This window comes from Desulfobacter sp. (genome assembly GCF_050177295.1).
Window position 1 is genome coordinate 12120 of the sequence record NZ_JBFXHE010000081.1, and the last position, 1743, is coordinate 13862.

2 protein-coding genes are annotated in these 1743 nt (G+C 50.5%); both read right to left on the bottom strand.

Annotated features, from left to right (window positions below):
- On the bottom strand, nucleotides 1-226 hold a 226-nt coding region (locus tag AB7U36_RS08300; RefSeq protein WP_428159318.1), incomplete at its 3' end, for a hypothetical protein.
- Between the two features lie 230 nt (nucleotides 227-456).
- On the bottom strand, nucleotides 457-1407 hold the full coding sequence (gene htpX, locus AB7U36_RS08305; RefSeq protein ID WP_428159319.1) for a zinc metalloprotease HtpX: 951 nt from the start codon (nucleotides 1405-1407) through the stop codon (nucleotides 457-459).
- Between the last annotated feature and the right edge of the window lie 336 nt (nucleotides 1408-1743).

A 1743-nucleotide genomic window follows, 5' to 3' on the forward strand; every position in this document is an offset into this window, starting at 1 on the left:
TGCTCATGGTCCCGTTGTGCACATCCACCATGTTTGACCCAATGGTAGCGGCCGAAGCAATGGTGATGGTGATGGCGGCAAATTCCAAAGGGGTATACGTGTCCCGGGGGACAGGGATGGGGGCAAGCATACCAGGCCCGGGAGTCTGGGCCGTGGACGGCAGTGCGGGTTCCGGGGATCGAAGGATCTGATTTTGCGGGGCTAAAACAGGGTCAAAAATATTCATGGGGTCAGCCTTGCTCTCTCCTTAAGTTTTAAAAAACGCAAATGGGCCACAAAGCCCGCAACAAATAATGAAACTCAAGGCATCCCAAATACAGGATAAACCTGAGCGCTTCACCCTCTTACCTCTTGCCACCGTGTAATCATGCCAAAACACATGGCAAAGCGCAAGGCAATTTTTCTGAAATATGACAAAATTCGCTTTGACTGACTGTCTTTTATTTCCCTTCGATATCAGGACATGTTGTCCCAGAATGACCGGCTCTGTTCGTCCATGGTTGCACCGCCGGAACGGCAGTCTCTGTTTTCCTGATGAGGGTTGCCGGAAAAATTCCGGGTATGGGGCCGCGATCCCACGAGACGGGCCACACGCTCTTCAATGGGCGGATGGGTGGAGAACAGGTTCATCATCTGTTTTCCGGTCAACGGATTGACAATAAACATGTGGGCCGTGGCAGGGCTGGCATCGACCTGGGCCCGGCTGCGGCTGAAGCCCCCCAGCTTTGACAACGCTGATGCCAGGCCACTGGGGTTTCCGGTAATACTTGCGGCGGCGGCATCTGCCAGGTATTCCCTGGATCTGGACACCGCCATCTGCACAACCATGGCGGCAATGGGCGCCACCATGGAAACCACAAGCACGCCAATGATCCCAAGTCCGCCGTCCTCATCATCCCTGCCGCCGAAAAATGCTGAAAACCTGGCAATGGACGCGATCCACATGATTGCCCCGGCCAGGGTGGCGACAATTGTAGAAATAAGGATATCCCGGTTTTTTACATGACCCAGTTCATGGGCCAGCACCCCTTCAAGCTCCTCCTGATTCATCATGTTCATCAATCCCTGGGTCACGGCGACAACGGCATTTTCCGGGTTCCGGCCCGTGGCAAAGGCATTGGGAGCGGATTCGGGAATAAGATAAATTTGGGGCATGGGGAGCCCTGCCTGGCGTGCAAGGCGGGCCACGGTATCAAACAGACCCGGGGCCTGGGAGCGCTCCAGGGGCTGGGCCCGGTACATTCTTAAAACAACCTTGTCGGAAAACCAATAACTTGAAATATTCATGACACCGGCAAAAACCAGGGCAATGAACATGCCGGTCTGTCCGGCCAAAAGATATCCGAGCACCAGGAACAAACCGGTCATCATGATCAGCAGCATGCCAGTCTTAAATTGATTTGCCATATTTTTCCTCCACATAAAGTTTCCTGTAAATATTTATCCTGATTATAACGGATTTGAGTGGGCACGGCAATTAAAGAGTCCACCCGAATTTTTTCCGGTTGAAACCAGTTTCGGGTACAAAATGAAAGAGAAATGAAAACAAAAAAAAACTGAGCAAGTTCGTTAGAACTTGACTCAGTTTTTTTGTATATCAGTTTTTTTGTATATCTATGAAAGTTAAACGATTAACTTTCAGCTAAAAACAATGGAATGTTAACCAACAAATTCAACCTGGCTGGCAGGAGTACGGCAATCCATTATATTACCACGAGATTTGTGGTCAGCAATTTCAGCAGA